This window comes from Terriglobales bacterium, from assembly GCA_035624475.1.
Lineage (GTDB): Bacteria > Acidobacteriota > Terriglobia > Terriglobales > Acidobacteriaceae > DASPRL01.
Genome location: DASPRL010000216.1, coordinates 1 through 8170, shown reverse-complemented (window position 1 = coordinate 8170; position 8170 = coordinate 1). Strand labels below are relative to the sequence as shown.

The following is an 8170-nucleotide window of genomic DNA, read 5'->3' as shown; positions in this document are numbered from 1 at the left end:
CGTGGACGGGCTCGGCCAGCTCGCGCACGTACTTGCCGTTGCCGGGATCGCCGGGGGTGGCCACCATGGGCGTGATCTCGGCGGCGTCCAACTCGATGACGTGGGCGTACTCGGCGCCGGAATCGCTGGTCAGGCCCCGGATCAACCCCTCGGCCTTGCTGCGCTGCATGCCGCGGCGTTCCACCAGGAACTCGACGACCTTGCGGTCAGGGGCGACGATTCCGGTGAAGCCCCCGATCTCGGCGGCCATGTTGGTCATGGTGGCGCGTTCGTCCACGCCCAGAGCTTCGATGGCCTCGCCGGCATACTCCATCACCTTGGCCAGGGCCTTGCCGCTGCGCACGTAGTCGAGGCTGAGGATCTTGAGGATGAAATCCTTGGCGGTGACGTTGGGGTGCTTCTCGCCGCGCACCATGACCTTCACCGACTCCGGCACCTTGACGCGCACGTCGCGGGTGATCCAACCGTTGAAGACGTCGGTGGTGCCGATGCCGAAAGCCACGCAGCCCACCGCGCCCACATGCGGGGTGTGGGAATCCGAGCCGATGTTGAGCTGCCCCGGCAGGGCGTAGCTCTCGAGCACCAGGGAGTGGCAGATGCCCTCGCTGCCCTTGCGGTCCTTGAGTTCGCCGTGCAGCTTGATGCCCTGGCGCTTGGCGAAGTCCTCCTGCTTGAGCTTGAGCTGGGTGGCTAGGTCGAGCAGGCCCAGCTTCTTCTTCTCCTCGGAGATGACTTCGTCCAGAAAGGTGAGGTGGTCGCGGAAAAAGAGGATGCTCGCGGGATCGTTGACCTGGGCGTCCTTGCCCACATAGTGCTCGAAGAAGATGGCCGCCATGGGCGTGACGTACTCGTGGCTGAAGCGCAGGTCGGCGCGGGCGAAGCCGCTGTCGCCGGGCTGGACGGCGGGCACGCCCACCTCGCCACTCTCGTTGACCATGTGGCGGGCAAAGATCTTCTCCGCCAGGGTCATGGGGCGTTGGCCGGTGCGGATGGGCGGCAGGAAGGCCTTCTTCTGCAAGCGCGCCACGTTAAAGGGGAAGAGGCCGCCGTACTCGATGACCTGGCGCGTGATCTCGTCCTCGCCGGCGGTGAACTCGCTGAGCGGGATCTCCTCGCCGGCGCGGATCTTGTCGATGAGCGCGAAGTTGGTGGAGGTCAGCAGGCCCAGGTTCTGGCAATTCTGCTTGTAGATGCGCTCCACGTTCTCCGCGATCACCACTTGGATGCCGGCACACATCTCGGCGTAGGGCGACTGCTCGCGGCTGGAGCCCTTGCCGCGGCGCTTGCCGCTCACCGCGCAGACGAAGCCGCCCTTCTTCACGTCGCCGCGGCCCACCGGCAGCTCGCCGCCGCACTTCAGGCCCAGGTAGGGGATCTCGCCCAGCGTCTGGTCGAAGTAGAAGCAGTAGTGGGCGGGGGTGATCTCGTCGGTGGAGATGTCGTCGCGCAGCTTGGGGTTGTTGGCGAGATTCTTCGTGTCCCAGGGCAGGTCCCAGCCACTGAGCTGCCTGCGGACCAGGGTTGGGTCTTCGGTCAGGAAAAGGACGCGGCCGTGAAGGCGCACCTTGTCGGGACGCCTCTCGATCGGCTTGTTGGCCAGCGACGGAATCACGGTGGTCAATTCTATCAAAGGCCGGGGCTAGCTCTTTCGCATGCGCGCGTACTCCTGGGGCGAAGGCAGGGGCTCCAAGTCCCGGCCGGCGAAGATGTTGGCGAAGAGGCGCAGCAGGGCGGGGTGCAGCCGGCCATTGGAGGCGAGCACCTGGTCGCTGCGGATCTGGAAGGGCGAGCCGTCGAAGCGGGTGACCTTGCCGCCGGCCTCCTCTACCAGCAGCGCGCCCGCCGCCGTGTCCCAGGGATTGAGGTTGAACTCCCAGAACGCGTCGAATCGGCCGGAGGCTACGCTCGCCAGGTCGAGCGCGGCCGAGCCCGCGCGCCGCACCCCGTGGGTGCGCAGGGTGATCTGGTGGTAGAAGTGGATGTTGGGGTTCTGGTGGCGCTTGTGGCTGGGGAAACCGGTGGCCAGCAGACTCTCTTCCAGGTTGCTGACCCCGGATACGCGGAGGCGGCGGCCGTTCAGGAAGGCCCCGCTTCCCTTCTCTGCGGAGAACAACTCGTCGCGGGTGGGATCGTAGAGCACGCCGGAGACGCGCTCGCCCTTGCGCTCCAGCCCCAAGGAGACGCAGAAGACGGGAAAGCCGTGGGCAAAGTTGGTGGTGCCGTCGAGGGGATCGACGTACCAGCGGTAGTCGCTGCCGGAATCGGAGCGCGTGCCCTCTTCGGCGAGAACATCGTGCGAGGGCCAGCGGCGGCGGATGCGCTGGACGATCAGCTTCTCGGAGGCGCGGTCGGCCTCGGTGACCAGGTCCACGTCGCCCTTGTATTCGACCTTGACCCGGCGCTCGAAGAAGCGCAGCAGCAGGGCGCCCGCCTCGCGGGCGATGGCGGTCATCTCCGGCAGAAAGTCCGGCAGGCCGGGCCGGGCGCGCCCCGCGGCGCTATTCCTGGCTGGGAGCTTCCTCGGCAATGTACTGGATCTCGTGCTTGAAGATGAACAGGTTGGGCTGGCCCTCGCGCGTCAGCCGGATCATGTTCTGGTCGTAGTATTCGATCCAGCCGCGCACCACTTCGCCGTCGCGCAGCTTGACCTCGACCGGCGCCTGCTTCTCGCCCAGGGACTTGAGGTAGGCGGCTTCCTGCATGGTGTCGCTGGGGGGCGGAACCTTTCCCTTTCTCGGTCCGGAAGATGCGGAGGAACGGAAAGCCATGGCGTCATTGTACACGCCGGGGCCTCGCGGACGCGGTTCCAGGCATGAGGCAGGCCGCGGCCCTCAGTGGGACTTGGAGGTGTAGTAGCCGGTGCGGTGGCGGGCGACGTAGTGTTCTCCCTCCGAAGGAGGGAGGACACGCACTTCGATCTGGCGGAAGTCGGAGGCGGCCACGCGCTGCTTGGGATAGTAGGCCAGCAAGTACTGGGTGCGCAGCTCGTCGCTGATCTGGCGGAAGGCAGAGTCCAGGTCCTGGGTGGAGCTGGCGTAGTAATACTTGCCGCCGGTGGCGCGGGCGATCTCGATGAGGGCGTGCTCGCCGCCGGTGTTGCGCCCGGCGCTGGCCTCGATGGGGACCACGATGATGCTGTAGACGATGGCCTCGGCCTCCTGCGCCTCGCGCACTGCCGCAGCGTAATCGGTCTGGCTGGCGGTGTCGCCGCCATCGGTGATCACCACCATCACCTTGCGTCCCTGGCGGTCTTCCAGCGTCAGGCTGCCGAGGTAGATGGCGTCGTAGAGGGCGGTAGCGGCGCCCAGGCGCACCTGCTCGATGCCGCGGTCGATCTCCCGCAGGTTGGCGGTGAAGGGTATGACCTCATCCACGTACTCGCTGAACTGGTAGAGGGCGAGGGCGTCCACCGGCCGCAGGATGGAGTGAGCGAAGCGGCGCGCCGACTCCAGTTCCAGCTTGATGTCCTTGCGCGTGCTCAGGCTGGTGTCCACCGCCAGCACGATGGAGAGGGGCAGGCCCGACTCGCGATCGAAGACGGCGATCTGCTGCGGCACGCCGTCTTCCAGCACCTGGAAGTTGTCTTTCTGGAGGTTGGCGACGGGTGCGCCGTGCTCGTCCACCACGGTGGCGAAGACGTTGACCAGGCGCACATCCACCTTGAAGGTGGATTGGTCGGAGTCCTGGGTGACGGCTGGCGGCGGGGCCTGCGCTTGCGCCGGCGTCACCGACAGCCCGCCGGCGGCCACCAGCAGCAGGACGAGGAGTGGTCTCATGGGGAACCGTTCACTTAGATGCGCCCTGCGCCCCTTCTGTCGTTGCCTTCGGGATATCTGCGGGAAAAGGTTCGCCATCCGCCCACACCGCTCCGTCTTCGAAGTACTCCTTCTTCCAGATGGGGACCTTCTTCTTGAGGGTGTCGATGAGCCAGCGGCAGGCCTCGAAGGCGGGGGCGCGGTGGGCGGAATAGACGGCGATGAGCACGCTGCTCTCCCCGATCTGGATGCGCCCCAGGCGGTGCACCAGGGCCAGGTTGCGGATGGGGAACTTCTCTCGCGCTTCGGCGGCCAGGCGGCGCAGTTCCCCAAGCGCCATGGGCTCGTAGGCTTCGTAATCCAGGTAGAGGGTCTTGCGGCCGCGGGTGTGGTTGCGGGCCACGCCATCGAAGATCACCACCGCGCCGTCTTCCGGCTTCTCCAGCGGGGGAATGATGTCGTGGGGGACGATGCGCTCGCGCACCAGCCGGACCGCCGGCTCGGCCGCCGCCGGCGCGCCGCCGCTGACCGGGGGCAGCAGGGCGACTTCGTCGTTCTCGCGCAAGGGCTGGCCAGCCGCGGCATATTCCTGGTTGACGGAGAGGGCGAGCGAAGGCAGGAACTGCTCCAGCCGCGGGAACTCTTCCTGATAGCGGGCCAGCAGGTCGGCGAGGGTGGCGCCGGCGGGCAGGGCCATCGAGTCGCTTCCCCGCCCCACCACGTCCTTCAGCATGCCGAAAAACAGGACACGAACCTGCATAGTTCGGAGAACCCGACCGCGCCCTAGCTTACGCTGGAACCTTGCTCAGGACCTTCTCCCGCTCCTCAGCATCCTTCCGCTCCTCGGCGGGGGTGGAGGGCAGGGCCAACTCCAGCACCTCTTCGATGGTGGTCACGTAGTGGATCGTGAGTCCCTCGAGCTGGTCAGGGGTGAGGTCCTCCTCCACATTCATCTTGTTCTCGGCGGGCAGGATGATGTCGCGCACGCCGGCGCGCTTGGCGGCCAGCACCTTCTCCTTGATCCCACCCACGGGCAGCACGTTGCCGCTGAGCGTCATCTCGCCGGTCATGGCGGTCAGGGGTCGCACGCGGCGGTCGGTCAGCAAGGAGGTCAGCGCGGTCACCATGGTCACGCCGGCGGAGGGACCGTCCTTGGGGATGGCGCCCGCGGGCACATGGATGTGCAGGTCGTGGTCCTTGAAGAAGTCTTCCGAGATGCCCAATTTGCCCGCATTGGAGCGCACCCAGGTGTGGGCCACTGTGATGGACTCCTGCATCACCTGGCCGATCTGCCCGGTCAGCAATGGTGCGGCGCCCTTGCCTGACATCTTGTTGGCCTCGACGAAGAGCACGTCGCCGCCGGTGGGGGTCCAGGCCAGGCCCACGGCCACGCCCGCGCGCTTGGTGCGCTCCGCAATCTCGCCCTCGACGCGGATCTTGATCCCGCCCAGGAACTCGTGAATGGCCTCCTGGTCGACCACCAGCTTCCCGGTCTTGCCTTCGGCGATGCGCCGCGCCTGCTTGCGGCAGATGGTGCCGATGTTGCGCTCCAGGTTGCGCACGCCCGCCTCGCGCGTGTAGTGGCGGGTGATGATGCGGATGGCCTCGTCGGGGAACACGATCTGCTCGGCGGTGACCCCGTTCTCCTGGATCTGCCGCGGCACCAGGTAGCGGCGCGCGATGTGCAGCTTCTCCTCCTCGGTGTAGCCCTGCAGCTCGATGATCTCCATGCGGTCGCGCAAGGGATCGGGGATGGGGTCGAGCATGTTGGCGGTGGTGATGAACAGCACCTTCGACAGGTCAAAGGGCACGTCAAGATAGTTGTCGCGGAAGCTGTTGTTCTGCTCCGGATCCAGGGTTTCGAGCAGGGCGGAGGAGGGATCGCCGCGCCAGTCCTTGCCCAGCTTGTCCACCTCGTCCAGCATGAAGACGGGGTCGTTGGTCTCGGCGCGGCGGATGCCCTGGATGATCTGCCCGGGCAGGGCGCCGATGTAAGTGCGGCGATGGCCGCGGATCTCGGCCTCGTCGTGCACCCCGCCCAGCGACAGGCGCGTGAACTTCCGCCCCAGCGCCCGCGCGATGGACTTGCCCAGCGAGGTCTTGCCCACTCCCGGCGGCCCCACAAAGCAGAGGATCGGCCCTTTCATGGTGGGCTTCAGGCGGCGGACCGCCAGGTAATCCAGGATGCGGTCCTTCACCTTCTGCAGGTCGTAGTGGTCGGCGTCGAGGATCTCCTTGGCCTTGAGGATGTCGACCTCCACCCCGGAGGACTTGGCCCAAGGCAGCACCGCCAGCCATTCGATGTAGTTGCGGGTGACGGAATAGTCGGCCGCCATGGGCGAGATGCGGGCCAGGCGCCCCAGCTCCTTCATCGCCTCTTTCTTCACTTCCTCGGGCATGCCCGCGGCCTCGATCTTCTGCTTCAGTTCCTCGACGTCGCGCTGGGTCTCGTCCTGCTCGCCCAGTTCTTTCTGGATGGCCTTCATCTGCTCGCGCAGGTAGTATTCGCGCTGGGTCTGCTGCACCCGGTCCTGCACCTCGGACTGGATCTTGGTGCGCAACTGCTGCACCTCCAGTTCCTTGGCCAGGTGCTGGTTGATGCGCTCCAGGCGGATGCGGACGTCGGTGGTCTCCAGGATCTCCTGCTTGTCCTTGGTGGAGAGCGAGGGCAGCGAGGAGGCGATGAAGTCCACCAGGCGCCCCGGCTCCTCGATGTTCATGGCGATGGTCTGCAATTCGTCGGAGAGCGTGGGCGAACCCGAGACGATCTGCTGGAACAGGGTCAGCACGTTGCGCTGCAGCGCCTCTTCCTCGGCGCTGTGGGCGGGGCCGGTCTCCTCCACCGGCTCCAGGATGGCCCGCAGGTGTGGAGTCACCTGCACGTATTCCTTCAAGCGCACTCGCTCCAGGCCTTCGGTGAAGACGAACAGGCTCTGGTTGGGCATCTTGACCACCTTGTGCACGGTGGCCAGCGTACCGATGGTGAATAGATCGGTGGGCTGAGGCTGGTCGACGCGCGCTTCGCGCTGCGCCACCACCACGATGGTCTTGTCCTCGCCCAGGGAGTTGATCAGGTTGACCGAGGCTTCCCGGCCCACGGTCAGGGGCAGCACCGCATGGGGAAACAGCACGGTGTCGCGCACCGGCAGCACCGGCAGGATATTGGAGCCCCGCGGCACGTGCCGCCCGCCCTCCTCGTGCTCGACGTTATGAGTCTGGTTGGCCATATCTTACCTATCAAGGATAACCAATAGATGATACTGCGCCTGCGTAAGTTGCAGGACGGGTCTTGGCTGGAAAGGAACTCTCCGCGCCTTCGGATTGTAGCGGAAGGGGTTGGCGCCAGCAATCGCGGGAAATGCGCCTCTGCCGGAGGCCGGGCCTAAGCCGTCTCGATCACCAGGTTGCCGGCGCGGTCCAGCCGGAAGCGCATACCGGGAGGAACCACCGTGGTGGCGCTGTACTCCGTGACCACCGCCGGGCCGCGATAGGTCTTTTCGGGCGTGAGCTGGTCGCGCTCCCAGATGGGCGTGGGGTAGCGCCGGCTGTCGAAAAGGATGGGCGTGCGCAGCACCGGTGCGGCCCGGCGCTGCCCTGCCCGAGCGCGGCCCGCGGGCGGGCGCGGCGAGGCGATGCGCGCGCGCAGCCGCAGGGTCACCACTTCGACCTCGCGCCCGGGATGGCAGTAGCCGTAGCGGCGCTGGTGCTCGCGGTGGAAGGCTTCCAGCCACGCCGCGGTGAAGGGGACATTCAGCTCGTATCCCTGGCCGTGGTAGCGCAGGTCCAGGCTGCGCCAGCAGTCCACACTGCCCTGCCATCCCTCGCGCTTCAGGTCGCGGCGAGCCGCGCGTTCCAGCTTCAGAAACTCCGCCTCCAGCCGCTGCCGCGCGATCCCCTCGGAGGCCCGCCACAGCACGCTGCGCGAGTCGTCCTTCACCACGTCGCTCACCAGGATGCCGAAGGCGGAGAGCGCTCCCGGGTACTCGGGCACGATGACGCGCGGGATGCCCAGCGCCCGCGCCAACTCGCAGGCATGCATGCCGCCCGCGCCTCCGAAGGCCACCAGGGTGAAGTCGCGCGGGTCGTAGCCGCGCTCGACGGAAACCACGCGGATGGCCTTTTCCATGGTGGCGTTGACGACGCGGATCACCCCGGCGGCGAACTCTTCCGGCGAGAATCGGGAGCGGTTGCGACGCAGCCAGCGCGCGACGGTGCGACGCGCGCGCTCCAGATCCAGCTTGAATTCTCCACCCAGGAAGCGCTCCGGGTGCAGGTGCCCCAGCAGCAGGTTGGCGTCGGTGACGGTGGGCAGTTCGCCGCGGCCGTAGCAGATGGGACCAGGGTCGGCGCCCGCCGACTCCGGTCCAACGCGCAGCGCGCCGGCGGCGTCGAAGCGCGCCAGCGAGCCGCCGCCC

General features: G+C 67.0%; 7 protein-coding genes. All 7 read right to left on the bottom strand.

The genetic code is table 11. The features are described from left to right. Positions 1-1612, bottom strand: a 1612-nt coding sequence (locus VEG08_09020; protein HXZ28121.1) for an aconitase family protein, incomplete at its 3' end; no start/stop codon positions are given. 27 nt (positions 1613-1639) lie between these two features. Then, complete coding sequence (locus tag VEG08_09015; protein HXZ28120.1) at positions 1640-2452, bottom strand: inositol monophosphatase family protein; 813 nt, start codon at positions 2450-2452, stop codon at positions 1640-1642. Between the two features lie 46 nt (positions 2453-2498). Beyond that, positions 2499-2768 carry an RNA chaperone Hfq gene (locus VEG08_09010; protein ID HXZ28119.1) on the bottom strand — a complete coding sequence of 90 codons (270 nt, stop codon included), beginning with the start codon at positions 2766-2768 and terminating at the stop codon, positions 2499-2501. Between the two features lie 63 nt (positions 2769-2831). Then, positions 2832-3776: a VWA domain-containing protein gene (locus VEG08_09005; protein ID HXZ28118.1), complete on the bottom strand. Its 945-nt coding sequence runs from the start codon at positions 3774-3776 to the stop codon at positions 2832-2834. A 10-nt stretch (positions 3777-3786) separates the two neighbouring features. Further along, positions 3787-4515: a molybdenum cofactor biosynthesis protein MoaE gene (locus VEG08_09000; protein ID HXZ28117.1), complete on the bottom strand. Its 729-nt coding sequence runs from the start codon at positions 4513-4515 to the stop codon at positions 3787-3789. A 28-nt stretch (positions 4516-4543) separates the two neighbouring features. Then, the gene (lon, locus tag VEG08_08995; GenBank protein HXZ28116.1) at positions 4544-6982 is read right to left on the bottom strand and encodes an endopeptidase La; all 2439 of its coding nucleotides are present in this window, start codon (positions 6980-6982) and stop codon (positions 4544-4546) included. A gap of 155 nt (positions 6983-7137) precedes the next feature. Then, positions 7138-8170: hydantoinase/oxoprolinase family protein (locus tag VEG08_08990; GenBank protein HXZ28115.1), on the bottom strand; the 1033-nt coding region annotated here is incomplete at its 5' end.